Origin of the sequence: Shewanella sp. AC34-MNA-CIBAN-0136 (assembly GCF_040309945.1) — a bacterium.
In the GTDB taxonomy this organism is placed as follows: domain Bacteria; phylum Pseudomonadota; class Gammaproteobacteria; order Enterobacterales; family Shewanellaceae; genus Shewanella.
The window spans coordinates 1-24,839 of record NZ_JBEOPJ010000005.1; the positions used below are offsets into that span (position 1 = coordinate 1).

The window sequence follows — 24,839 nt, forward strand, 5'->3', positions numbered from 1 at the left end:
GGCGGAGCGGACGGGACTCGAACCCGCGACCCCCGGCGTGACAGGCCGGTATTCTAACCAACTGAACTACCGCTCCACACAAGTGCGATGAATAATAAAGTTGTGATAATTAATCGTCAACAGTTTTTTAATTGTTTTCGCTCATTTAGTTAAAAAATGTACAATTATCAAGTTTTAGTACAAAAACCACTCACTTCAGTGGCTTAGTTTTTATCATCTGGCATACTCAAATCAATATCATCTAAGTCGACGCTTTCTAGAATACTGTCTTTAGGTTTATCTTCATTTACTGGATTTTGCTTTAACCTTTCTTCCGCCGCAGCCATCGCCTTTGCCAGCGTTTGTTTTTTACGCCATATAACCAAACCAATAATACCAACGAAAAAAAGTATGCCATTAATGGTAATAATCCAGAACATCGCATCGTCTTTAGCGACTTTCTCTTCAATTTCTGCTTGAATGGCCGCTTTTTCAGCAAGTTCTTCAACTGTTGGGACTGGAGCTGGGGGCTCTACTAAATTAAAAAACATTTCAGGTAAATTGAGCACAATTTCTCGGCCATCAACCGTAGTAGAAACCACACTGCCTTTAACACGATAACTGCCAAACTCAGTCACTTTAGGTAAGTATAGAATTTGATCTGCACTGGTCATGGTTTGCAAGGTAATAGGCAGCAACAACCCAGCAGGGCCGACTAAGTCAAACTCAAAATGAGTTTCTGCTAATTTCACCACAGATTCATCAACCGTTAACTGTATCTGCCATATGCCTTTTAATGGATCGCTATTGGGTACCATTTTGACTTTGATTGGTTGTGGCAAGAGCTCAAACGGCATCACATATTCACGCTCAAAGACATTATTTCGTGCAGTGACATTGAGTACATAATGACCGGTAGGTTGTTGTAAATTATGGCTTCCGGTAAAGATGCCATCGTCAGGTGTTTCGTCCAACAATTCACCATTGTCTTTATAAGCACCAACAATAATGGTACCCGTTGCGAAATTGTCGTCAGTTGGAAGATGCGCACTGGTAAAACGTGCAGTCCATTCGACCATATACTCCAAACCCGGCATTCTCATGGTTAAATTATCACCCAAGAGTCTTGCTGTAACTTTTAACCTTTCACCCTGATAAAGTGGTTGCGGTAATGGTTGCACAGCAATGTCTAATGCAGAGATTTTTTGTATTGTCGATCCTTCAACCACACTGCCTAATAACTGCCAAGGCCCTGGCATCGGTTTTTCGATATAAATCATATCGGCAGCAATACCATCTACCCATTTTACCGTTTGAGGATGACGATTTGAGTACCATTTGCTGCCATCAGGTAAAATCACCACGACAGGCGCAGAACCATAGCTTCGTTGGATAACTAACGTTAAATGATCAACCATATAATCGATTCGAAAACGATTTTTAAGTTCTGCTGCTTGCGATGCATTGACCATTGCAGCTTGGGCATTAGGTTGCCAAGCAAAGATAAGACTCAGCAACAATAAACATGAAATAGCAAGATAACCGGCGCGAGTGGCACTCATAAAGGTTGGTTTACCCTCTCCAGAGACATTTACCTGACTTCGCAATGAGATCAAGTCGTTGTTCGTGTAATAGTATTTCATCGGCTGATGCACCAACGACTTTAAGATTAAACGCCGCCGGATCGATATTTTTAATTCCGCCACCTTCTTGACCCGCTTTTTCATTGGACAAATTAAACTTAATTTGTCCACCTGTCATGATTAAGTAAACATCAGCAAGAATTTCCGCATCGAGTAATGCGCCGTGATAAGTACGGCGGCCATTATCGATACCATAACGTCGACACAATGCATCTAGATTGTTTTTTTGGCCTGGATGCAGACGTTTTGCAATGGCTAAACTGTCGAGGATACTGCAAATCTCTTTGGTTTTAGGCCCAATTGGATTGAGTTTTGAAAACTCATGGTCCATAAAGCTCACGTCGAAGTTGGCGTTATGAGCGACAATTTCAGCGCCATCGATAAAATCGATAAAATCTTTGGCTATTTGATGAAAACGCGGTTCGTTGGCAACACGGTCATTGGTAATACCGTGAACTTGAATTGCCTCTTCATCAATCGCTTGACCAGGATTAATATATTGGTGATACGTTCGACCTGTTAAGCGACGATTAATCACTTCAACACAACCAATTTCAATAATGCGATGGCCCACATAAATCGGTCCACCCGCTTGGTTCATACCGGTAGTTTCGGTATCGAGGATCACTTGACGACTTGCACTAGAAATAATGTTCATATTTTTTACTCATTCAGCCCTCGCCTTTGTATAAATTGAGTATACTGGCGCGAATATTTCGCTATGGTAACAACTTGATGGCCGAACTCAAACAGCTGTATATTTTTACTGATGGCTCTTGCTTAGGAAATCCAGGACCTGGCGGTTATGGCGTGGTAATGAAATATAAACATCAGCAACATGAAATCGCCGATGGATTCTCATTAACAACCAATAATCGTATGGAACTTTTAGCCCCAATTATCGCGTTAGAAACCTTATACGAACCCTGTAATATTATTTTAACCAGCGATAGCCAGTATATGCGCCAAGGTATTATGACTTGGATCCATGGTTGGAAGAAAAAGGGCTGGATAACCTCAACTAAACAACCAGTTAAAAATGTCGATTTATGGAAGCGTCTAGATGCGGTAAGTCAATTACACAAGATCGACTGGCACTGGGTAAAAGGCCATGCCGGCCACATTGAAAATGAACGTTGTGATGTATTAGCACGCAAAGCGGCTGAAGCTAAGCCTCGACAAGCTGATACAGGTTATAACCCAGAATAGTGAGGTCATCGCTATTTAACTCTAGCTCGGGATAATCACTGGTTATCAAAAAGTCCTTTGCTACGCTAACGGGGTGCATTGACTTGCAATAAGCTAGATATTACCGCTTCAATCAGCCCTGGTAGCAAAAGTAATATTTTGCTATGAAATAGCTCAACTCTTCTGATTTTGGCTTACGGACCTCATCTCTTAAAACGAGTTGAGGTTACTTTTTATGATTTTGAATTGTTTAATGTCTGGGTCTCAATACTCGGAGTGTGAGTTAACCCGGTACGACCTGCCGATGGCGCCGTTGACCAGTTAGGCGCTTTGACCTTCGACTTATCTTTAATCGGTGTAAGTGGCGTCGTCATTTTTCGAGCCACGATTAAGTAAACACTGCCAGTACTAGGTAGCCAGTTGGCGATACTTTTTTGCCACAATGGTGCTTGTTGAGGTTTGCTCGGTTGATTAGGCGTGTTGACTCCGCGGTGCCCTAATAACGAATGGTACATTAACCGTTCATCTGCTAGTACTTTATATCCCAGTAACCCAAGCCAATCTTTAACTCTTGATGGCATAAAAAACTGCCCGTTCCAAGGTAACTGAGTTTGATATTTAGGCAATATTTTGCCTATAAAAGCCGGACTGATGGGATTAAAACCAACAATAAAAATATAACCACTGCTAATGAGCACTCTGTCGAACTCTCGTAAAATTTGATAAGGGTCTGATTCAAATTCTAAAGGAAAACAACTTAACACCGCATCAATTGCACTTTGCTGTACAGGTAAATGATGCGGATCGGCTTGAATACTCGCATCTGCACCATCATAAACAGAAAAATGCCGTGCTATGCTGCAATGTAAACTGTTTAACTGGCTACTTAACGCCCCTGCTTTAAGTAAATGATAGCCAAATATTCGCGGCCACCATGGGGCTAATTTTGCTTCAATCTCAGCTTGCAATAATTCACCAAAAGGTAAATCTTGCCAAATAAGGGGTTTTAACATGGAGCCCGCCAACGATTACTTTGCAAAAATGTCATATTCTCTCAACCCATCAACTTTACCATAGCTCATTTAATGTTCAGCTAACCATCATTGATACTTTTAGGATAACTTCACTTGAAGTTATTTAACGATATCCGTTACCCTAACAGATAGTCAATCATCACTCGAGTCAGATTATGCTTAACGTTCATACCATTCCAGCTTTTAATGACAACTACCTCTGGTTAATTCATCAAACAAGTAGCCTTGATGCTTATGTAGTTGACCCTGGCTGCGGCCAAAGTGTTATCGATTACCTAGCTACAACAGAACTTAATTTAGTCGGCATACTCATTACTCATCATCACAGCGACCATACCGGCGGTATAAAACAACTGCAACAGCACTTCAACAACCGTCTTATTGTTTATGGTCCGAGTAACGAACCTATCGATGGTTTAACCCATCCTTTAACCGTTTCATCGGATATAAATATTGAGATACCTCATTTAGGGCTTACCCAAGTGATGGCAGTTCCTGGGCATACTTTAGGTCATATTGCCTATTATATTGATGATAAATTATTTTGTGGCGATACCTTATTCAGTAGCGGATGTGGACGTTTATTCGAAGGCACACCGACACAAATGCTGCAATCGTTAACTATGCTGGCAAACTTACCCGACCAAACCCAAGTCTTTTGTGCTCATGAATACACACAATCCAATGTCGATTTCGCCTTACATGTCACACCAAATAATTCACAGTTGATTGATTATGCCCACAAAGTTGGCCAATTACGCTCACAAAACATACCAACGATACCTAGCACAATCGCGACAGAAAAAGCCATAAACCCGTTCCTACGTTGTCATCTAAATGAGACTCAAGTCGCAATATCAACAGAATACAAAATAACAAATATAGATGATATTCAGACATTTACATTGTTAAGGGAATGGAAAAATCAATTTTAGATTAACATGAAAACACTTTAATAAGACATGCCAAATAATTTAATCTACAATGCCAAACTGAACTAAAGCATGACCAAAAGAGTCTCATAGGCATTTGGTATGTTCGCCCTTTTTTTAACGCCCTGAGAACTTGAGGAAGTGTATCTTCAAATGAAAGCAAACTTGATTATTATAGCTGGCAGTATGCTGGCTATAACGGGGTGCCAGACACTCCATACTGCAGAGCCAAGTTCTGATAGTACAACCCACGCTGTTACAGCTAACGCTAAAAACAAAAAATCAGCGACCGTAACCCTTGATCAAATTGAAGAACAAGTTGCTCAAGTTAACGATTTATGGCTCATGATCGGCAATCAAATGCGCTTTCCTGTTGTCGATAATGCTTTAGTGGCTCAATACCGCCAATGGTACATCGAGAATCCTACGCATTTAGAAATCGTGACTCAACGTGCTCAGCCATATCTGTATTACATTGTCGAACAGTTAAAAAAGCGTAATTTACCTTTAGAGCTAGCATTGTTACCTATTGTTGAAAGTGGCTTTGATCCACTCGCCTATTCACCAAGTGATGCCTCGGGATTATGGCAATTAACCGCGCCAACGGCCATGTCGTTCGGTGTAAAGACAAATTGGTGGTATGACGGACGCCGTGATGTTGCCTCATCGACAAAAGCTGCTTTAGATTTAATGGAATACCTCTACGCCAAAATGGATCACAATTGGTTATATACCATTGCCGCTTATAACTCAGGTGAAGGTCGAATATTCAATGCAATAAAACATAACCAGGCCCGTGGAAAATCGACAGATTTCTGGTCACTATCGCTGCCTCGGGAAACAGCTCATTATGTGCCTCAGTTATTAGCATTGGCCGATGTCATTAAACATGCAGACAAGTACGGTATCAATTTAATCCCTATTGATAATTCACCTCAGATAGAGGTAGTCAATATTGAAAGCCAACTCGACATTAACTTAGCTGCTGATTTGGCTCAAATTGACATAAATGATTTAAAAGCGATTAATCCAGGTTTAAAGCGCTGGGCAACAGCCCCACAAGGTCCACATCAATTGATTGTACCTAGTGAAAAAGCGGCTTCCTTTAAACGAGCATTAGCCACTATTGAACCAAACTCCCGTATTAACTGGGTTCGGTATAAAATTAAATCTGGTGACAGCATCAGTGAAATTGCCGACCAATTTGAAACCACTGCAACATTAATAAGAAGCAGTAACGGTATTAAAGGCAATAATATTGTTGCTGGTCGTTTTTTAATTATTCCTGTTGCGGCAAAAGATCCCGATCTCGTCACCATGACCGCAGACCAAGTACTCGCGCGTAGAACCGTGGTTAAATCAAGCTCGAACAAGCAAGCTTATACCATTAAATCTGGTGATTCATTATGGAAGATAGCGCAGTCACAGCAAGTGACCGTCGCACAATTAATGAAGTGGAATAATCTTAAAAAACAATCCACGTTAGCCATCGGTAAATCATTAGTTATTTTTCCTAATGAAGTCGCCACTCTCACTGCAAGCAATGATAAAACGGTTAGCTATCGCGTACAATCAGGTGACTCTTTAGCGCGTATAGCACTTAAATATAAGGTTACCGTTGCAGAGTTAATCGAATGGAACAGTTTACAAAACAGTAAATTGATCCAACCAGGACAGATACTGAAATTGATTATGACCAATAGCTAGTTAGCTTTGCCAATAAGGCACAATTAATGAACAAAAGCTAAAATAGCTATTGGTATGAGTTAAACACTGAGTTAATTTCAATCATAAAAAAACGGACAAGTGAACACTTGTCCGTTTTTTTATGGCATAACATTCGCACTAATAAATCCACTGGTTCACAGTGTTCAATAATTTGATTAGGCTACCCATACTGTTATTACTGCACATTACTATCCACTTTTAGCCTAGATAACCTCGACTCGGGATAATAAACGGTTATCAAACAGTCCTTTGTCTCGCTAACTGTGTTGCATTGACTTGCAATAGGCTAGCTATTGCAAGTCAATGCGCCTTGTTAGCAAAACAAATGACAAGTTTGATATAAAATAAGCTAAATATTGTCATTTCGACTCACATATCCCACTTCTTACACCGAGTTGAGGTTAGTTAACGGCAAACCGTATAGCAGTAACAAAGCCGCTTTGAATAAGGCTGTAGTATTATTCATATAGAAGCACCTACAGCCCTTGTCATTAGTGGATGATTTAAATTCCAAGCTTCTTAAACAATCCTTCTTTTAGCTTTTCTTTAGCTTTATCAGCCTCATCTTTAAATTGGCCTTCCAATAATGCTTTGGTATCAATGCCAAACTTAGGCTCTTGGAATGTACCTTTGATAGTTAACGGAATGTCGATACCTTTCAGTGACTCATCAGCAGCTTCGCCTTGTCCTGATAATGACCCAACGACACTGGTTGTTAAGGTGTAATCCAACGCTTCGGTGGCAATGTTTGCTGTGCCTTTACCATTTAAGCGAATTAACGGTGAAGCCATCGCTAAATCAGGGTTAGTCACAACAGCATCTTTCATCGTGAAACTACCGGTCAAACTGGTAAAATCGGTTTTCAGCTCTTCTTTCTTATCTGCCGATAAATCACCTTTCAATTTTTGCTGCGCGCTACGGATCATCTGTGGAATGTTAACCCCATACAACGAGCCATCTGCTACTTCAAACTGACCCACTGCATTAAGATTGTTTTTTAGATTATCAGCAATCAAACTGGCACCGCTGCCTTTAACTTCAAAACTCGCTGTTCCAGAAAGTAAATCCACTTCAGCAGCATCGATTAATAACGGACGAATTTGCACACCAGTTAACTTTTTATCAAACACATAAGTTGGTACCGCTTTACGACCATCAAGCTTAGCGCTAAGTGCTAGCTTACCTTCATATAAATCGGCAGTCAGCGACGATAACGTTAATACACCTTTATTTATGGCCATTTTCATTTGCCAATTTTGCGTTAACATATTACTGACTTTAATTGATTTAGCGGTTAAGTTTAGAGTTAAATCTATACTCTTTAATGCCGATAAATCAGGTTCTTGAGTTGACGAAGTTTCAGATGTTGCCTCAGTCTCTTTCGCATCGCCTTCTTGCTTTGGCAGTAATGCATCGACATCAATATCGCCAACATCAAGATTCATCGCAATTTTAGGAATGCTATTACCATAATTAATCTTAATATCGCCAGTGGCAGCTAAGTCCATAGCTGACATTTTAGTCAATTGCAGCTCAATGGTTTTGGCATCTAATGCCATCGTCATTTGTGTACTCAGCTCTGCGGTAATCGCTTTGCCTGGCAAGCTATCGCCTTGGGCTTTATGCACCATGTCAAAATCATTAATCGTGACATTCTGCAATGCTTGGTCGACTTTAACGTTGCCTTGCCCAGATGACGCTAACTGCATATCAGGCAGTGTCGCTGAAAACTCGTAAGCAAAATCAGCGAATTGTCCTAGGCTGAACTGTCCTAAAGTAAAACTTTTTAGACTGAAGGTTTGAGTCGTATTGCTGGCCATATCAATAATATTGATATTCGTATTGGTAAGTTCAATGCCGCCAATATCTAAGGTCTGTAAAGACATCGCTTCTGAATTGCTTGAAGTTGATTGTGGTTTTTCTGCCGATGTTTCAGCAGTCAAACCATCAAAACTGGTCTTGCCGTCTTTTTGAGTGACTAAGTTGAGTGTTAAGCCATCAAGCTTTAATAAATCAACTTCAATTTGTTGGCTAAATAATGGCATCAACGCCACATTAGCCACTGCCTCATTAACATCAAGCATCGAAGCTGGGGTAAACCCATTTGGGTTCGATAACGAAATGCCCCCAAGCTTGATGCCTAAAGATGGAAACACGCTCCAACTTAAATCTTGGCTGATTTGTAAATCACGGCCAGTTTGATTTTTTACCGCATCGACAATTTGCGGTTTAAAATTATTTAAATCGAAAAACATTGTGAGGTAGACAGTTACACCTATCACTAACGTTAGCACTATTGCTAACAACCACTTTATTAGTTTCATTTTTGCTTCCTTGTCTGTCGCTATTTTAAGTTAAAATAGCTAAATCCAGTGCCTGCCTACTGACAGCAACACCATTTAAATCTGCGTAGATCATCATTCCAGGAGAAATACTGATGCCAGCAATCTCAATTGTGACATTGACCTCTCCTACGCCTTTTTTGTCAGTTTTAATGGGATTAGCGCCTAAAGCTTGCACACCAATTAACATGGTGTTAATGGTTCCAGCGTCACGAATACAACCATTAATGATAATACCTTCCCAACCATTGTCACATGCACTTAAGGCTATCATGTCGCCAAGCAATGCACGTCTTGTTGAGCCACCTCCGTCAACAACCAATACTTTACCGTGACCCTTTTTAGCTAATTCAGATTTTACTTTTGAATTGTCTTCAAAACATTTAACGGTCACGACTTCACCATAGAATATCGATTTTGCGCCGAATGCTTTCCATGGATTTGACAACAACGTCAATTGTTCAGGGTAGTGATCAAATAAGTCTGGCAATAGATCTAACATGACTCCTCCTTGTAGATCAAAATCTTAGGTTACCGAGAATGAGTATATTCAACAAGTATTGTTAACGATATATTATTACACTCAAAAAGTACCGTTAACTTAGTATATCAACATACCCACAAATCAAGTTAAAGAGTGACTTATTCAATAAAAATGAATATAATTTATAAAAATAACGTAAAAAATCATACTTATGAGTGAAGATTTAAATTTACAGAAAATGATGGATGCGTTTGATGAGTTAGACTTCGAACAACGCACTACCACAAACCTTGAAAATGCCCGTAATAAGCAGCAAATGACAGCGTATATTGACTCGTTGGATTTCAGTTTGCGCCGTTTATTAATCTTGCAAGACACGGTCAATACTATTGTTGAGCAGAAACAAGTAAACCTGCTTAAACAAGAGCATATTCAAACTTATAAAACTAAGATAATTAACCTCTCACGCCAGTACAATATCTCATATCAAGATGTCATCAACATTATGGTGCAAATATCACACTAGTACTGCTGAAATAATTGAATCTATTTCTGAGAGAATAAGTAACCTCAACTTGAGTGAACAGGTGAAATAAATCGCTAAAATGGATTTATTTCAAGTCCGCTATCGCAAACTTGCGATGTATTTAACTCATAATGATTTTTTCATCAGTCAGTTACTATATCAATGACATGGCTATTTCAAGTGAAAACACCATCGATAGTAAGTTATAGAGTCTGTGAGATAAAGAGCTGTTTGGGCATCATTCATTATCTCGAACGGAAGCTAGTCAGGCTAATAGAACCAACCTGACTAACGGCGGGTTATTTTACTTTAAATTGGTCTACAAGCTGATGTAACTGAATAGCACCTTGTTCTATATCCATACTGCCTTTGTTAATGAGCTCATTCTGAGTTCGATTTTCTAACGACATGTCATTGATGCGAGTAATATTCATATTCAGTTCGCCAATAACAGTGCTTTGCTCTTCTGTGGCTGCTGCTATTTGAACATTCATTTGCGATATTTGCTCAATTGAAGACTTAATATTTTCAAGCGCAACTACAACTTGTTGAGTTTCATTGACCGTTTCAGATGATTTGACTTTAGCCCTAGCAACAGAAGCATTAACACTGTCAATGGCACTTCTGATTGCGTCGATGATAAGATTAATTTCACTTGTTGAAGCTTGAGTTCGGCTAGCAAGCGTTCGAACTTCATCAGCAACAACAGCAAAACCTCGACCAGCTTCTCCCGCTCTAGCGGCTTCGATGGCAGCATTCAACGCTAACAAATTAGTTTGATCTGCTATTCCCACAATCACATCCAGAATTTGACCAATCTTACTTGAACTTACTTGTAAGCCTTTAGCAACCTCTTCTGTCGCGGCTAATTCACTGGATAATTCAGATATTTTTTTCATCGCATTATCAACAACGTTAGCAGATTTGTCTGCCTCTTTATCAGCATGGTGGGTACTGTCTGCTGCCAGTTGCGCATTAGAAGCCACTTCTGATGCGGTCATCGACATTTCATTTATCGCGGTTGCCACATTCTCAGTTTCGGCTTGTACGTTAGATGAGATTTGATTGGCCTGCTGTGCAATCGTCGACATATTTTGTGCTAAGCGACTCGACTCATCAACCGAGTGGCTGACAGATATAATGACTTTCTGGATTTTATCAATAAAAGCATTGAAATGATGTGCGATTTGTTTGAGTTCATCATTACCCTCTTCAGACAAACGTAAGGTCAAGTCCCCCTCGCCCTTGGCAATATTTTTAAACGCGCTAATGGTTTCAATCATCGGCCCTGAAATACTGCGAATGATAAAAAACAGCAATAAGATGACAGGCAGCCAAACCAGAGCCAATAACAATAAGTATTGCGTAATAAATTGATTTTTATCATTTTGAATATCATCGACATAGATACCCGTCCCGATAATCCATCCCCAGGGCCTAAAACGCTTGACCACTGACATTTTTGGACTAGGTTGTTCCTGTTGTGGTTTGTTCCACATGTAATCTACTCGTGCTGAATCCTGCTGTTCGGTACGTTGGATCATTTGTTCAAACAGCTTAACGCCATTTGGATCTTGCATTGCTAATACCTTGGTATTGACTAATTGCTTAGCAAAAGCATGTTGGATCATCGTCCCTTGAGTATCAATACTGAAATAATACTCATTGCCTGAATAGCGTAATTTATCAATTGCCGCCAAAGCCATGACTTTGGCCTCATCTTCGCTCAGGCTTCCAGACTGAGCATCTTGATAATATTTATCCGCGATGGTGGTAGCGATGTCTACCAGAGCATTCAGTTTGGCTTCTTTTTCATTAATTAACACGTTTTCAACTCGTGTTAATGAAAACCAAAAAACGATAACAGTAGCAATGATCGCTAAGGCCAACATTCCTAATAAACGGTTTGCAATCGTCGTTTTACGAAAAAGCATATTAATTGGGTTCATACAGGCACCATGACATTATGATTATTATTAAAATGGTTATGAGATGAAAACTGACACGAACTCAGCAATGTTAGTTATAGTATAAAATAGACTCAGTAACAGGACTGTTTTATCACTGCTGTGTTTTGTTGATGAGTTGTTCACGATAGTGCTTCGCAACCGACAAATATAGTAGACTTTATTATAATGGCTAAAAAGGGCCCCTTAATTATTCCATGCTGCATCTATCGTAATAATGCAGCTTGATCTGGTTCGATATGCCAATCGATATTTCTGCTCAATAGCGTTTCTATTCCGCAATAAAGATGATTACTTCGCAACAATAACCATCTCAATTTGTGCTCTTAACCACACAAAAGCGGGATCGGTCTCAGTATTCATGTGCCAATATAAATGGGTATCAATGTCCGGTAGTTCAAATGGCATTGTGCACACATGTAAATCTGGATGTGTAAATTGCTCCGCTAAAGAGCGCGGTAAGGTCAACATAAAAGGCGACCCTATGACAATTTTCGCGGCTGTTTGGTAACTCTGGCATCGGTATTTAATGTGCCGATTAATACCTTGTTGTTGTAACAAAATATCTTCCATTACTCGGCCAGTGGGCCTACTCGATACTGCTACATGCTCAGCATTGGCATAGTCGGTTGGAGTCAGCTTCGTACTAGGCTCTAAATACATTGCATGTTGTCGACGGTCTATCAACACACAAAATGGATCTGACAATAGGGTTTTGTGAGCTAAAGGGGCATTCACCGCTCGCGCAACATCAATGGCTAAATCCACCTCCCCATTGGCTAATTGACGCGCTATATTTTCCCGAGATAATGACATACTGGCTATTTTCGCATGCGGAATTAACTGCGAAACTTGCTTAATCAGCGTCGGCATTATTTGGCTTTCTAGGGCCTCATGAATGGCTATTTTAAAAGTTTGCTCCGTAGTAAGCGGGTCAAACTCCCCACATTGCTGCAGTATTTGCCTTATTCGATTTAGCGCACTTATAAGTTGCGGAGCCATACGTTGACAAGCAGCTGTCGGTTGCATTTGCAGGCCTTGGCGTACAAATAGCGGGTCGTTTAACACTAAACGTAATCGTTTTATCGCATGGCTTACTGCTGATGGCGTTATAAACAACGACTTTGACGCTAAAGTCATGTTTTGTTCAGAATAAAGCGCTTCAAATATTTTCAACAAATTAAGGTCAAGCTGCTGAATTGCTTTAGTATCTGCCATCTTGACCTCTATTGTTAAATGAATTTGCCACACACATCTATGAATAGCATTCATTACAAACTAGCATGTTATTTCATTTCATTCACTCAAAATACTGCGATATGCTGAACTCTTAACAATAGCTTGGTCACATACTGACAATAACTGAGGCTTACGTCACACAGGATGCTTAAATGAATATCTACGCTACAGAAAAATCACAACAATATTTAGCGAAAGTAACGTTGTTTATTAATCAATATATCCTCCCAATTGAAGCTGAATTACTCGCAGAAAATAGACGAATCAATCACAGTTGCGATTGGACACGTTGGCAACTGTTACCGCAAATAGAAGCACTTAAAGCTCAAGCAAAAGCACTAGGATTATGGAATTTATTTCTACCTGATGCCACATTAGGTAAAGGGCTGACTTGTGTTGAATACGCCCCCTTAGCTGAAGCAATGGGGCGATCGCTTCTGGCCCCAGAAATCTTCAATTGTAATGCACCAGATACCGGTAACATGGAAGTGCTTTATCACTTTGGTGATAAGCAACAACAGCAACAATGGTTAACACCTCTACTAGCTGGCGAAATCCGATCAGTATTTGCGATGACAGAACCTGACGTGGCTTCGTCGGATGCCACCAATATGCAAGCCACTATTATTGAAGACGGTGATGATGTTGTCATCAATGGCCGCAAATGGTGGTCAACGGGTTTGGGCCATCCAAATAGTAAGATCATGATCTTTATGGGACTGTCTCATAGCGACGCACCAAAACACCAACGTCATAGCATGGTATTGGTGCCGATGGACACGCCTGGGGTCAGCATCACACGTATGTTAACCGCCTATGGTGATTATGATGCCCCTTATGGCCATGGAGAAATGGAACTCGTTAATGTACGTGTGCCCAAAAGTAATGTCATTATGGGTTTAGGTAAAGGCTTTGAAATAGCTCAAGGTCGATTAGGCCCCGGTCGTATTCATCACTGTATGCGCGCGATTGGCGCAGCAGAACGAGCCTTATCATTAGCGATTGAGCGCGGTAAATCTCGAATAGCCTTTGGTCAGCCTATTATCAAATTAGGCGGTAATCTTGAACGTATAGCCCAAGCGCGCATGGCAATAGAGCAAGCTCGATTATTGACACTTAATGCCGCGTGGAAAATTGATAACTTAGGCGTCAAGCACGCCATGACCGATATTTCTGCAATTAAAGTGGTTGTCCCGAATATGCTGACCCAAGTCGTCGATATGGCGATTCAAATATATGGTGGTGCAGGCATGAACCATGACACACCATTAGCAGGTTTTGCAGCAATGGCCCGCAGTTTACGTTTAGCCGATGGACCGGATGAAGTGCATATGGCCATGGTGTCGCGTCTTGAGTTAGCAAAGTACCAATAATGGTGATAACAATGAAACCAATAGAACAACAACATGTTGTGATCACCGGCGCGGCATCGGGCTTAGGTAAAGCTCTTGCGCTTAAATGGGCGAGTCAGCATGCCGAAGTGTGCGTTGCAGATATTAATCAACCAGCTGGCGAACAGGTGTGCCAAGAAATCGAAGCGTTAGGAGGCAAGGCTTTTTTCGTGCCTTGCGATATCACCAACACAGACAGCATTACAGCCCTCGTAAAAGTACTGAATGAGCGTTGGCAACATATCGATGTATTAATCAATAATGCCGGCGTGGCTTCTGCAGATAAAATAGAAGCTGAACCTATGTTGCAATGGCGTTGGATTATGGAAATCAACTTATTTGGTATCGTTAACATGTGTCAGCAATTTGTACCGCTTTTTAAACAACAAGGTGTTGGCAGTATTGTGAATGTGGCATCACAAGCGGGTTTAACCCCAATCCCATTTATGTCCAGTTATAATGCATCAAAAGCGGCTGTGGTATCGTTGTCAGAAACGTTGCGCTTAGAACTTGCCGATGACAATATTAATGTTAGCGTGTTATGCCCTGGCTTTTTTAAAACAAATCTTGGTACTAGCTTACGCACCCAATTACCAACCATGGAAAAACTCATGGGTAAGCTATTTGATAAGTCACCTATCAATGCAACACAAGTGGCAGACATCGCCTATCAAGGCGAAAAGAACAAACAATTTCTATTACTGACACATCAACAAGGCAAACGGCTTTATCAGTTAAAACGTTTATTGCCTTTACACTGGTATTTTAAACTAGTGTTAAAACAAACACAGCGTCTTAGGCAATTGTTAAGGGAGGAACAAGCTTAATGAACCAACAATATCTTGATAAAGCTAAAACGGTTCGTACCGGCGAGGAGCTTGACGCAGCGGTTATCGACCCGTGGTTAAAACAGCACATTAATGGGCTTGAAGGTGAGTTAACTATAACCCAGTACACTGGCGGTGCATCCAATTGGACTTACTGTTTAAGCTACGCTAATCGCGATCTTATTTTACGCCGTGCACCTAAAGGCACCAAAGCCAAAGGTGCTCACGACATGGGGCGCGAGTATCGATTACAGCAAGCACTTAAACCCGTGTACCCTTATGTGCCTGCAATGCTGGTACATTGCGATGATGACAATGTCTTAGGGACTGAGTTTTATGTCATGGAAAAGCTCAATGGCATTATCCCAAGACAAAATCTTCCTAAAGGCTTAAACGTCGATAAACAACAAGCCAGAACCCTTTGCACCAATGTGATTGATTGTTTAATCGAGTTACACAAAGTGGATATTGATGCCGCTAACCTTAACCACATCGGCAAAGGCGAAGGTTATACTCAGCGTCAGATTGATGGCTGGAGCCAGCGCTACACTCAAGCTAAAACTTGGAATGTGCCCTCTGGTAAAAGTGTGATGACTTGGCTACAACAACATAAACCAGCACAAGAAACCATTTGCCTAACCCACAATGACTTTCGGTTTGATAACGTGGTGTTAGATCCAGATGACATCAGTAAGGTCAATGGAATACTTGACTGGGAACTGGCAACACTCGGTAATCCATTGATGGATTTGGGCAATACCCTCGCCTATTGGGTTGAAGCCGATGATGACTTTTTAGCTCAAATGACTCGCCGCCAACCCACACACCTTGATGGCATGCTCACTCGCGAGCAAGTGGTGAAATATTACTGTGACAAAATGGACATCACTATTGAAGATTTTCGCTTTTATGAAGTATTTGGTTTATTCCGTTTAGCAGGCATAGTGCAGCAAATTTATTATCGCTATCACCATAAACAAACACACAACCCTGCATTCAAACAATTTTGGATTTTTTCACATTATTTATTGTGGCGCTGTAAACGTGCAATGAAGCAAAAAGGATAACCGTGGCGAATATTTATTTAATCCGCCATGGGCAAGCAAGCTTTGGCGCTAATAACTATGACAACTTATCAAGTTTAGGCCATAGCCAAGCAAGGCATTTGGGTGAGTATTTTAACCAACGCTTAATTCAACCTAAGCATGTTATTTGCGGCAACATGACTCGTCATCAACAAACTCGTGATGCTTGTTTATCGACGTTGTCACCACTTTTATTGAATGAGTCATTACAGATAAGTACTCTTTGGAATGAGTTTGACCATGAGAATGTGATTGCGGTTTATCGACCAGACTTAGCCAATCCAGAAGCGATGAAGCATTACCTCCAACAACAAGCTTCACCCACCAGGGCCTTTATCGAATTATTTAGTCAAGCCATTGAGCAATGGCAACAACAATCAAATTACGCTAACGATAACTATAACGAATCTTGGCAACACTTTACTCAACGTGTAAGCCAAGGATTACAACAACTGATCGAGCAGACAAATGACAATGACACTGTGTTTGTATTCACCTCTGGTGGCGTAATTAGTGCCGCGATAATGCAAATATTATCAGTACCAGAAGGTCAATTTTTTAATATCAATAAACAGCTAGTTAATTGCGGTGTGAGCCAATTACAGTTAAAACGACAACGACTGAGTTTAATTACCTTAAATGAGCATAGCTTTTTTGATGGGGAGCAACGCCATTTATGCAGCTTGATTTAAGTTATATTTACTTTGTGAGTATCGTTAAGTGACGATGCTCAACACATTTAGCAAAACAATTAAAACAAAAATAAAGAGCACATTATGAAACGGACAAACATATTAATCACTGGGGCGAGTTCAGGTTTAGGCCGCGGTATGGCAATTGAATTTGCTAAGCAAAACCATAATCTAGCCTTGTGTGCTAGACGAATAGACCGCCTCGAAGAATTAAAGCAAGAATTATTGGTGATTAATCCCAATATACAGGTGTTAATTAAATCACTTGATGTGAACGACCACCCACAAGTATTTGAAGTATTTAGTCAATTTAAACAAGAATTAGGCCAACTAGATCGCGTCATTGTTAATGCTGGAATGGGCAAAGGTGCTGCAATTGGTAGCGGTTTTTTTGAAGCTAACTTACAAACTGCGCAAACTAACTTTATTGCTGCAATAGCCCAGTGTGAAGCTGCGATGGCCATTTTTCGTGAGCAAAACAATGGCCATCTTGTCACTATTTCATCGATTAGTGCAGTGCGTGGATTTAGACGTGCCATGACCGTTTATGCGGCTACAAAAGCAGCCTTAACGTCGTTATCAGAAGGTATCCGTATCGATGTGATGAACACACCAATAAAAGTGACGTGTATACACCCTGGCTTTATTCGCAGTGAGATTAATGAAAAAGTTAAAACGGTTCCGTTTATTGTCGACACCGAGACAGGTTGTAAAGCTATGGTGAAAGCGATTCAAAAAGAGAAAGCTAATGCTTATGTACCGAGTTATCCATGGGCTATTTTGCATTGGGTATTACGTATTGCGCCGCTTAGTGTGCTGCGTAAAATGAGTTAAATTTTTTTAAGAAAATGAGCTAAAAAAAATGCTAAACTCTATGTTTGGCATTATTTTATTACACACATTAACTTCAATATTAAGCTGCCACGACTTGTCTGGCTTTACGCAATGGGTGCAAACGATTATGCATCACTTTAATGGTGTCGAATTGTACTAGCGATTTGCTGTCTGATAACTGACAGTATTGCGATAGAATCATCACTGTTGCGGCTTGTAAGCCATTATCAACCACTAATGCTAATACTTTTGAATAGCCACAATTAAGTTGAAATAACTTACCAACTTCGCAATAAACACACTCATCACTCACATCGAAAAACCAAGACTTGGGCATTTGCGATTGTAATAAAAAATGGGCAGCGGTGGCATTTAAAGCGGTTTGTACAATACCTGCATCAGAGATGTGTAGCACTTTAGGAAGTGTTTCGAGCATTTTAATGTAGAATTTTGCGTGTTCAAGATTAAATTCAGTTGCGGTTAACGCATCTGGAATTAATAGTTTTGTCTTGTATGGGGTTAAGAACTCCATCTCGGAACCCAATGAAATACTTAGCTTCTTGCAAGTTTCATTGTATTCCCAATGCCAGTCCTTGTTTGGCATTAATAACATGGCAATCTGCACCTAAATGTTGAACACTTGTGCATAATAGTTTATTTTTCACCCAATATCAAAATTTAATTATAAATTATAACATAAATTTCATAGTGTTAGCGCGATCGAATGATCTAAAATTCGATCGCGGCATGATTTTTGATCAATAACGTTATATTTTAGTCACTATTTTTTACAATAAGCTCTAGCGATCTGATCAACCAATTTAGGACCTTGATAGATAAAACCAGAGTATATCTGCACCATAGTTGAGCCAGCGTCAAATTTAGCTAAAGCATCTGCTGCACTATTGATCCCACCAACACCAATGATCGGGATCTTACCTTGTAAACAGATCGCTAATTGTTTGATCACTTGTGTTGATAAATCCGTCAACGGTTTGCCACTTAAGCCACCCATTTCTTCAGCATTTTTTAATCCAACCACATTATCGCGGCTTAAGGTGGTGTTGGTAGCGATAACACCATCAAACTGATTACTCATCAATGAATCAGCTATAGCACTAATTTCTTCTGAGCTTAAATCAGGCGCAATTTTTAGCGCCACTGGCACATATTTACCGTGTTTAGCGGCTAATTCAGTTTGTTTGGCTTTAATTGAGCTAAGTAAGTCATCTAATAACTCACCGTATTGCATTGAACGTAAACCAGGAGTGTTAGGAGAGGAAATATTAACTGCAATATAGCTCGCATATTGATAAACCTTTTCCATACAAATTAGGTAGTCATCTTTACCCTGCTCTACTGGAGTGTCTTTATTTTTACCTATGTTCACGCCAACCATAATGTCAGACTTTTTGGCCATTAAATTACGTACCAGATTATCGACACCTTTATTATTAAAACCCATGCGATTAATAATGCCTTTGGCAGGTTTTAATCGAAATAAACGCGGTTGATCGTTACCGGCTTGTGGCCGTGGTGTTACTGTCCCGACTTCAATATGGCCAAAACCCATTGCATGAAAAGCATCAATTGACTCGCCGTCTTTATCTAATCCTGCAGCTAAGCCGACAGGATTTGGGAACGTCAGTCCCATACAGGTTACAGGAGCAGATTTAACCTGTTGACGATAGAAACAATTTAACAGATTGTTTCCGGTCATTTTCAAACTGCCAATCGCGATATTGTGGGCTAACTCAGGGTCCATCTGAAACATTACTTTTTGCGCGAGTTTGTAAAACATGTTTTCTCCTAGACCTAAAAAAAACCCCGGCAATCGCCAGGGCTTATTCACATTATAAAAACTACTTCTGACCTTCGCAATGCAAAATCAGCAAGTTCAGTTCTCTTAAGGCGACTGAGAACTTAGCAAATTCATGGGTTTGAGAAACCTTGAAGTCGGCTAGCATGTGATACCATCTTTCAAGCAATGGTTTGTTTAATGTAATCCATTGATTAATAACACTATCTGCATCACAAGTATCTGTACAAGTACGTAATACTGCAGAACTTAATGCTCGTTGTTGCCAATCAAGTTCTTCTCTGAATGCCGCACGAGCAAGTGCTTGCCAATGGTTTGCTACAGGTTGAGCATTGATTTGTTCTAAGAACCAATGTAATTCAACTTTTGCACCGAGTTTGAAGTAAGTTTCTGATACCAGATCAACTGACTTATTCTCGATTTGAGCAATTTGTGCAATGTCTAACGCAGAGAATAATGTACTCATTTTAGCGACAATTAGTGCAACTGCTTTAGGGACATTTTCTTTTACTAGAGTAGTAATTTCAGCAGAAATCACTTTAACTTCAGCTTCAATCATATACTGGTCAACGTTAGCTTTAAGCTGTTCAAATACAGGCTTAAAGAATGCCACTGTTTGATCAATATCATGAGCACGATTGCGATGACGAATAAACCAACGACATGCTCGACGCATATTACGACGTAACAGATGTAGCATTTCACCCTGCACATGTGCCGGAATAACACCATTTAACTCAGTAATAGAAGCGGTTAACTCATCAAGACCAAAGATCTCTCGGGCCATAGTATAACTAATAGCCGCTTCAGCAACTGTTGCACCGGTCTCATCTTGCATACGTTGTACAAAATTAAAGCCCATATCATTAACTAATTCATTAGCTAATGATGTAGCAATAATTTCACCACGTAGAGGATGTGCGGTCATTTTATCAGCGTATTTTGCTTGTAACTTTTTAGGGAAATAAGCCACTAATAACTTGCTTAAAAATGCATCTTCAGTGATTTCAGGTGTCACGAGCTGTTCTTTAAGTACCATTTTAGCGTAAGCAACTAATACCGATAACTCAGGACGAGTTAAAGCACGGCCATTGGCTAAACGTTCGGCAAGATCGTCATCAGTTGGTAAGAACTCAAGTGCGCGGTCAAGTTTACCGTCTTTTTCAAGATACTGAATAAAACGAATTTGCTCTTTAAGCTGTGACACACCATGTACTTGGGTAACCGAAATCGTACGGGTTTGATCTTTACAATCTTTAATCACAATTTCACTGACTTCGTCAGTCATGTCTTCAAGTAAACGGTTACGCTGTTTAACGGTTAACTCACCTTCTGCCACTAACGTGTTTAAGAAGATTTTGATGTTAACTTCGTTATCTGAACAATCTACACCGCCAACGTTATCGACGAAGTCGGTATTCATACGGCCGCCATTAGCGCAGTATTCAATACGGCCTAATTGAGTGCAACCTAAGTTACCGCCTTCACCGATGATTTTTGCACGTACTTCTTTACCATTAACACGTAAGGTGTCGTTGGCACGGTCGCCTACTTCAGCATGCGATTCTTTGCTCGACTTAACGTAGGTACCAATACCACCATTCCAAATCAAGTCTACTGGCATTTTCAGTAGTTCTTTCATCAGTTCAGTTGGGTTCATGGTGTCTTTGTCAGTGTCCAACATTTTCTTGATTTCTGGTGTCAATTTAATTGACTTAGCAGAGCGTAAGAATATCCCGCCGCCTTTAGAAATCAGTTTAGCGTTATAGTCTTCCCAGCTTGAGCGTGGCAGTACAAATAAACGCTGACGCTCAGCATAGCTTTCTGCAATTTTGGGCGTAGGGTCAATAAAGATGTGCATATGGTTAAATGCAGCGACCAATTGAGTTTGCTCAGATAACAGCATACCGTTACCAAATACGTCACCAGCCATGTCGCCAATCGCAACACAACTAAATGGAGTCGTTTGGCAATCTACACCAATTTCACGGAAATGGCGTTTAACCGACTCCCATGCACCGCGTGCAGTAATTCCCATTTTCTTGTGGTCATAACCGTTACTACCACCAGAAGCAAACGCATCGCCTAACCAGAAGTTATATTCAATCGCAATCGCATTAGCAATATCTGAGAATGTTGCCGTGCCTTTGTCAGCAGCAACAACCAAATATGGATCGTCTTCATCGTGACGTACAACATCTGCGGGTGGAACCACTTCACCATTAACAATGTTGTCTGAAATATCTAATAACGCACGGATAAAGATACGGTAACATTCTTGCCCTTCAGTGAATAATGCTTCGCGGCCACCTTCTGTCGGCAGTTGCTTACACACAAAACCACCTTTTGCGCCTACAGGCACAATCACGGTGTTTTTAACTTGTTGTGCTTTTACTAAACCGAGTACTTCGGTACGGAAGTCTTCACGACGATCAGACCAACGTAAACCACCACGGGCCACTTTACCACCGCGTAAATGCACACCTTCAACACGAGGCGAATACACGAAAATCTCAAACTTAGGCATCGGCTTAGGCATTTCTGGGATTAAGCTCGGTGCAAATTTAAACGAGATATAGTCTTTCGCTTTGCCGCTGACTGCAGTTTGATAGAAGTTAGTTCGTAATGTGGCGTTTATTAAATCTAAGTAACGACGAATAATCCGGTCATCATCTAAGCTTGAAACGTCATCAAGTTGTATGTTCACCTGTTCAAGGAACTTACTTAAGGTGCGCGTTTTTAGTTTAGGGTTAAACTTACGGATGAACATTTTCACCAATAAGTCCGCTAATTTAGGATAACGGCTAAACGTTTCTTCGATGTACGACTGACTGAATGTTGCATCAATTTGACGCATATACTTAGCATAAGCACGCAAAATAGACACTTCACGACCACTGAGGCCTGTTGACAGTACCATGCGGTTAAAGCCGTCATCTTCTAACTTCTTCTGCCACACTTGCAATAAAGCCGTTTGGAAACGGTCTTGACTGTCGGCTAGATTCTCTGTGGCAGCGCCTTGCACTGTCATTAAGAAATCTAAAATCCAGAATGTCGCGCCATCATTGGTTTTCACTTCGTACGGACGTTCATTGATCACGCGTAAGCCAAAGTTTTCTAGCATTGGCAAAACATCAGACAAATGAATTGGCTCGTCTTTATGAAACAGTTTTAAGCGAACTTTATTGTCATTTAACGCCGACTCTTGTGGCTGATAGAACAACATGCCTAATTTATGATCATCATCCAAAGCTTCTAAATGCTGCATATCAACCACAGCAGAACTTGGTAACACATCATCTTTATAGCTAGGTGGGAACGCATTTAAATAACGCTTTGTCAGTCCTGTTCCAGCTTGTTCACCAACGGCATTGTTTAATGCAGTGTGCAGTTTGTCATCCCACGAGCGAGCGGCTTCAATAAGATTTTTTTCAATGGCGGCCACATCAACATCCATATTGTTATTATCAACTTTGATAATATAGTGAGTGCGAGCCAGAGTAGACTCAGAAAAATACGTGGTGAACTCAACATCTTCATTACTTTGGAAATGTTGTGCCAAAATGCGTTGAGTGTCTTGGCGTAACTTAGTGTTGTAGCGGTCTTTAGACACATACACTAAACACGACAAGAAACGACCATAACCGTCTTTACGCACAAACAGCTTTAACTTATCGCGATCTTGCATTTCCAAAACACCATGAGCTATGTTTGATAGCTCAGGATCTTTAGCTTGAATTAGCTCATCACGAGGTAAGTTTTCAAGAATGTTCATCAACGCTTTATAATCATGCGAGCGCGGAGTTAGCCCAGAATTATCAAGAATGCGCTGAACCTTTTCGCCCAATAATGGAATTTCGCGTGGGCTACGGTTATAAAGATTTGAAGCATATAAACCAATGAAGCGATCTTCACCGATTACGTTGCCTTTTTTATCGAAACGTTTAACACCAATATAATCTACATAAGCCGGACGATGTACACGACTTTTAGCAGAGCTCTTGGTGAGAACAAGTAAGCTTTCATCTAATGCCTCTTTACGGGCTGAATCAGATAAACTTGAAAGTAATAAACCACGCTCACTGTGTGAGGTTTTTGAACGGTTCATTAGCCCTAAGCTAGATTCAATATTAGGAACAAGCTCAACATCACCTTCAACACGTTTTAAATCGTAATAACGATAGCCAAGCAAAGTGAAATGATGGTTGTTCAAGTAGTTTAAAAAATCAACTGACTCTTTCAATTCCGTTTTATCACCAGGGAATGGACGTGAAGGTAATTGCTTAATAGTCTCGGTTAATGTATCTGACATTAATTGCCAATCATTGACCGACGCTGAGACATCAGCAAGTACAGATTGAATTTCTTTTTCAATCGCTTTAATGTCAGCATCACTATTTTGTTTATCAATTTCGACCAAGAATACAGCAACATTATTGCTGTTATCAGTTGTGTCATTAACAAATGACACATCTGACACATTGTTGTTATTACCACGTACAACGGCTAATGGCGTATGTAACATCACATGGGCAGTGATGCCCATTCGATTTAACGCCATTGAGAGCGAGTCAACCAAGAAAGGCATATCAAGTTGGATAACCTCAATAATGCTGTGAGTTGACTGCCAGCCATGTTTTGCTTGGCTAGGATTAAATACACGGATGTGGGTTTGATCCTGGGCCGTTTTATTCAGCGCATTCCAAAGGCTCACTACAGCACCATATAAATCACTGTCATTACGAGCATTGAGATCGTCTTTTGACATATGGGCGTAGAGGCAATTGGCAAATTGCTCAACTTGTTTGGCTTGAGAATGAGGGATTTTTGTGTGAATTAAATTGACTACATTTTCCAGTAGTACTGAAGGCATTGCATCTTTCAAGGCCATGTTGCAGATTCCTTAAGCGTCTATGGCAGCGCTCTTATCATTATATGGATGCTTCGGCTTGTTGATTGTGTCGGTCCGAGTCATTTTGTGTGTAGCACGTAAATAACTGTTTTTCGTTTAACAAAAGAAACTCATATTTGAGATCTTGTGCAAAGTTTATTACTAAATTGCTGCTATATCGAGGAAAATTTTAGTGGTACATCCTCTATAAATCCAGTCGGCAGCATAGATTCGCGTT

At 40.4% G+C, this 24,839-nt stretch carries 19 protein-coding genes and 1 tRNA gene; 9 read left to right on the top strand and 11 right to left on the bottom strand.

Going from position 1 to position 24,839, the window contains the following annotated elements; all coding sequences use genetic code 11:
- Positions 1-2: 2 nt before the first annotated feature.
- From AAEY94_RS06100 to dnaQ, 3 genes are all read right to left on the bottom strand, one after another.
- A tRNA-Asp gene (locus tag AAEY94_RS06100) sits at positions 3-76 on the bottom strand.
- Between the two features lie 127 nt (positions 77-203).
- Positions 204-1,541, bottom strand: coding sequence for a TIGR03503 family protein (locus AAEY94_RS06105; RefSeq protein WP_182743765.1), 1,338 nt, complete (start codon positions 1,539-1,541; stop codon positions 204-206).
- Between the two features lie 10 nt (positions 1,542-1,551).
- Positions 1,552-2,280, bottom strand: a complete 729-nt coding sequence (dnaQ, locus tag AAEY94_RS06110) for a DNA polymerase III subunit epsilon (RefSeq protein WP_101087004.1) — start codon at positions 2,278-2,280, stop codon at positions 1,552-1,554.
- Between the two features lie 77 nt (positions 2,281-2,357).
- On the opposite strand from dnaQ, the gene rnhA reads away from it, so the two are divergent.
- On the top strand, positions 2,358-2,831 hold the full coding sequence (gene rnhA / locus AAEY94_RS06115; RefSeq protein WP_101087003.1) for a ribonuclease HI: 474 nt from the start codon (positions 2,358-2,360) through the stop codon (positions 2,829-2,831).
- A gap of 212 nt (positions 2,832-3,043) precedes the next feature.
- On the opposite strand, the gene AAEY94_RS06120 is transcribed toward rnhA, so the two are convergent.
- A complete protein-coding gene (locus AAEY94_RS06120; RefSeq protein WP_350977987.1) occupies positions 3,044-3,823 on the bottom strand; it encodes a class I SAM-dependent methyltransferase in 780 nt (259 codons plus the stop codon).
- Positions 3,824-3,999: 176 nt separating this feature from the next.
- Between AAEY94_RS06120 and gloB the strand changes: the two genes are divergently transcribed.
- Both gloB and AAEY94_RS06130 read left to right on the top strand, forming a co-directional pair.
- A complete protein-coding gene (gloB, locus tag AAEY94_RS06125) occupies positions 4,000-4,779 on the top strand; it encodes a hydroxyacylglutathione hydrolase (RefSeq protein WP_350977990.1) in 780 nt (259 codons plus the stop codon).
- A 150-nt stretch (positions 4,780-4,929) separates the two neighbouring features.
- A complete protein-coding gene (locus tag AAEY94_RS06130) occupies positions 4,930-6,483 on the top strand; it encodes a lytic transglycosylase (RefSeq protein WP_350977992.1) in 1,554 nt (517 codons plus the stop codon).
- 524 nt (positions 6,484-7,007) lie between these two features.
- Here the strand turns inward: AAEY94_RS06130 and AAEY94_RS06135 are convergent.
- Both AAEY94_RS06135 and AAEY94_RS06140 read right to left on the bottom strand, forming a co-directional pair.
- Positions 7,008-8,828: an AsmA family protein gene (locus AAEY94_RS06135; RefSeq protein ID WP_350977995.1), complete on the bottom strand. Its 1,821-nt coding sequence runs from the start codon at positions 8,826-8,828 to the stop codon at positions 7,008-7,010.
- 25 nt (positions 8,829-8,853) lie between these two features.
- Complete coding sequence (locus AAEY94_RS06140) at positions 8,854-9,348, bottom strand: putative 4-hydroxy-4-methyl-2-oxoglutarate aldolase (RefSeq protein WP_101086998.1); 495 nt, start codon at positions 9,346-9,348, stop codon at positions 8,854-8,856.
- Between the two features lie 193 nt (positions 9,349-9,541).
- On the opposite strand from AAEY94_RS06140, the gene AAEY94_RS06145 reads away from it, so the two are divergent.
- A complete protein-coding gene (locus AAEY94_RS06145; RefSeq protein WP_101086997.1) occupies positions 9,542-9,856 on the top strand; it encodes a hypothetical protein in 315 nt (104 codons plus the stop codon).
- Positions 9,857-10,155: 299 nt separating this feature from the next.
- Here the strand turns inward: AAEY94_RS06145 and AAEY94_RS06150 are convergent, their stop codons facing one another.
- Positions 10,156-11,805 (bottom strand): methyl-accepting chemotaxis protein, encoded by a 1,650-nt coding sequence (locus AAEY94_RS06150; protein WP_192115034.1) that lies wholly within the window; start codon positions 11,803-11,805, stop codon positions 10,156-10,158.
- A gap of 309 nt (positions 11,806-12,114) precedes the next feature.
- Positions 12,115-13,041 (bottom strand): LysR family transcriptional regulator, encoded by a 927-nt coding sequence (locus AAEY94_RS06155; RefSeq protein ID WP_174839640.1) that lies wholly within the window; start codon positions 13,039-13,041, stop codon positions 12,115-12,117.
- 173 nt (positions 13,042-13,214) lie between these two features.
- Between AAEY94_RS06155 and AAEY94_RS06160 the strand changes: the two genes are divergently transcribed.
- The 5 genes from AAEY94_RS06160 to AAEY94_RS06180 all read left to right on the top strand — a co-directional run bounded on the left by AAEY94_RS06160 (position 13,215) and on the right by AAEY94_RS06180 (position 17,891).
- Positions 13,215-14,435, top strand: a complete 1,221-nt coding sequence (locus tag AAEY94_RS06160; protein ID WP_101086994.1) for an acyl-CoA dehydrogenase family protein — start codon at positions 13,215-13,217, stop codon at positions 14,433-14,435.
- 11 nt (positions 14,436-14,446) lie between these two features.
- Complete coding sequence (locus tag AAEY94_RS06165) at positions 14,447-15,280, top strand: SDR family oxidoreductase (RefSeq protein WP_101086993.1); 834 nt, start codon at positions 14,447-14,449, stop codon at positions 15,278-15,280.
- The gene (locus tag AAEY94_RS06170; RefSeq protein WP_350978001.1) at positions 15,280-16,347 is read left to right on the top strand and encodes a phosphotransferase family protein; all 1,068 of its coding nucleotides are present in this window, start codon (positions 15,280-15,282) and stop codon (positions 16,345-16,347) included. The genes AAEY94_RS06165 and AAEY94_RS06170 overlap by 1 nt, the downstream gene beginning before the upstream one ends.
- Before the next feature lie 2 nt (positions 16,348-16,349).
- Positions 16,350-17,057 (top strand): histidine phosphatase family protein, encoded by a 708-nt coding sequence (locus tag AAEY94_RS06175; RefSeq protein WP_350978004.1) that lies wholly within the window; start codon positions 16,350-16,352, stop codon positions 17,055-17,057.
- 84 nt (positions 17,058-17,141) lie between these two features.
- Positions 17,142-17,891 carry an SDR family oxidoreductase gene (locus AAEY94_RS06180; RefSeq protein WP_182743771.1) on the top strand — a complete coding sequence of 250 codons (750 nt, stop codon included), beginning with the start codon at positions 17,142-17,144 and terminating at the stop codon, positions 17,889-17,891.
- Between the two features lie 79 nt (positions 17,892-17,970).
- Here the strand turns inward: AAEY94_RS06180 and AAEY94_RS06185 are convergent, their stop codons facing one another.
- From AAEY94_RS06185 to AAEY94_RS06195, 3 genes are all read right to left on the bottom strand, one after another.
- Positions 17,971-18,504 (bottom strand): cell division protein ZapC, encoded by a 534-nt coding sequence (locus AAEY94_RS06185; protein ID WP_350978006.1) that lies wholly within the window; start codon positions 18,502-18,504, stop codon positions 17,971-17,973.
- 168 nt (positions 18,505-18,672) lie between these two features.
- On the bottom strand, positions 18,673-19,692 hold the full coding sequence (pyrD, locus tag AAEY94_RS06190) for a quinone-dependent dihydroorotate dehydrogenase (RefSeq protein WP_350978009.1): 1,020 nt from the start codon (positions 19,690-19,692) through the stop codon (positions 18,673-18,675).
- Between the two features lie 61 nt (positions 19,693-19,753).
- On the bottom strand, positions 19,754-24,601 hold the full coding sequence (locus AAEY94_RS06195) for an NAD-glutamate dehydrogenase (RefSeq protein WP_350978011.1): 4,848 nt from the start codon (positions 24,599-24,601) through the stop codon (positions 19,754-19,756).
- Between the last annotated feature and the right edge of the window lie 238 nt (positions 24,602-24,839).

What these genes read in the sequence shown, in the direction of transcription:
- AAEY94_RS06105 (WP_182743765.1), bottom strand. Translation starts at nt 1,541, where the DNA reads ATGAGTGCCACTCGCGCCGGTTATCTTGCTATTTCATGTTTATTGTTG.
- dnaQ (WP_101087004.1), bottom strand. Translation starts at nt 2,280, where the DNA reads ATGAACATTATTTCTAGTGCAAGTCGTCAAGTGATCCTCGATACCGAA.
- rnhA (WP_101087003.1), top strand. Translation starts at nt 2,358, where the DNA reads ATGGCCGAACTCAAACAGCTGTATATTTTTACTGATGGCTCTTGCTTA.
- AAEY94_RS06120 (WP_350977987.1), bottom strand. Translation starts at nt 3,823, where the DNA reads ATGTTAAAACCCCTTATTTGGCAAGATTTACCTTTTGGTGAATTATTG.
- gloB (WP_350977990.1), top strand. Translation starts at nt 4,000, where the DNA reads ATGCTTAACGTTCATACCATTCCAGCTTTTAATGACAACTACCTCTGG.
- AAEY94_RS06130 (WP_350977992.1), top strand. Translation starts at nt 4,930, where the DNA reads ATGAAAGCAAACTTGATTATTATAGCTGGCAGTATGCTGGCTATAACG.
- AAEY94_RS06135 (WP_350977995.1), bottom strand. Translation starts at nt 8,828, where the DNA reads ATGAAACTAATAAAGTGGTTGTTAGCAATAGTGCTAACGTTAGTGATA.
- AAEY94_RS06140 (WP_101086998.1), bottom strand. Translation starts at nt 9,348, where the DNA reads ATGTTAGATCTATTGCCAGACTTATTTGATCACTACCCTGAACAATTG.
- AAEY94_RS06145 (WP_101086997.1), top strand. Translation starts at nt 9,542, where the DNA reads ATGAGTGAAGATTTAAATTTACAGAAAATGATGGATGCGTTTGATGAG.
- AAEY94_RS06150 (WP_192115034.1), bottom strand. Translation starts at nt 11,805, where the DNA reads ATGAACCCAATTAATATGCTTTTTCGTAAAACGACGATTGCAAACCGT.
- AAEY94_RS06155 (WP_174839640.1), bottom strand. Translation starts at nt 13,041, where the DNA reads ATGGCAGATACTAAAGCAATTCAGCAGCTTGACCTTAATTTGTTGAAA.
- AAEY94_RS06160 (WP_101086994.1), top strand. Translation starts at nt 13,215, where the DNA reads ATGAATATCTACGCTACAGAAAAATCACAACAATATTTAGCGAAAGTA.
- AAEY94_RS06165 (WP_101086993.1), top strand. Translation starts at nt 14,447, where the DNA reads ATGAAACCAATAGAACAACAACATGTTGTGATCACCGGCGCGGCATCG.
- AAEY94_RS06170 (WP_350978001.1), top strand. Translation starts at nt 15,280, where the DNA reads ATGAACCAACAATATCTTGATAAAGCTAAAACGGTTCGTACCGGCGAG.
- AAEY94_RS06180 (WP_182743771.1), top strand. Translation starts at nt 17,142, where the DNA reads ATGAAACGGACAAACATATTAATCACTGGGGCGAGTTCAGGTTTAGGC.
- AAEY94_RS06185 (WP_350978006.1), bottom strand. Translation starts at nt 18,504, where the DNA reads ATGTTATTAATGCCAAACAAGGACTGGCATTGGGAATACAATGAAACT.
- pyrD (WP_350978009.1), bottom strand. Translation starts at nt 19,692, where the DNA reads ATGTTTTACAAACTCGCGCAAAAAGTAATGTTTCAGATGGACCCTGAG.
- AAEY94_RS06195 (WP_350978011.1), bottom strand. Translation starts at nt 24,601, where the DNA reads ATGGCCTTGAAAGATGCAATGCCTTCAGTACTACTGGAAAATGTAGTC.